This window comes from Micromonospora sp. LOL_025 (assembly GCF_048060285.1).
Lineage (GTDB): Bacteria > Actinomycetota > Actinomycetes > Mycobacteriales > Micromonosporaceae > Micromonospora.
Genome location: NZ_JBHMIR010000139.1, coordinates 1 through 404 on the forward strand (window position 1 = coordinate 1; position 404 = coordinate 404).

At 67.1% G+C, this 404-nt stretch carries 1 protein-coding gene; it reads left to right on the plus strand.

From position 1 onward, the window contains the following. The coding region (locus ACFHW0_RS31845; protein ID WP_416613329.1) for a condensation domain-containing protein at window positions 1-404 on the plus strand (404 nt) is incomplete at both ends.

Consider the following 404-nt stretch of genomic DNA (forward strand, 5'->3'; position numbering starts at 1 on the left):
ACCCGGGTTCGTGACACCGATCTGGCCGCGTACGAGAACCAGGATCTGCCCTTCGAACGCCTCGTAGAGGAGCTCAACCCCAGCCGCACCACCGCATACCATCCCCTTGTCCAGGTGATGCTGCTTCAGGAAGGCGACGGCGACCCGGCACTCTCAGCGGGCGGGCTGGCCGGCAACGAGTTGTCCTTCCGGGCGGGGGTGTCGAAGTTCGATCTGACGGTTGCCTTCGCCGAGTCCCACGACCCGGATGGTCGGCCGGCCGGCATCGCGGGAGGGATCGAGTACGCGGCCGACCTGTTCGACGAGGCGACGGTAGCGGAGTTCAGCGTCGCTTTCGCTCGGTTGGTTGCGGTGTTGGTGGCGGAGCCGGGGGTGCCGGTCGGTCGGCATGAGTTGCTGACGGT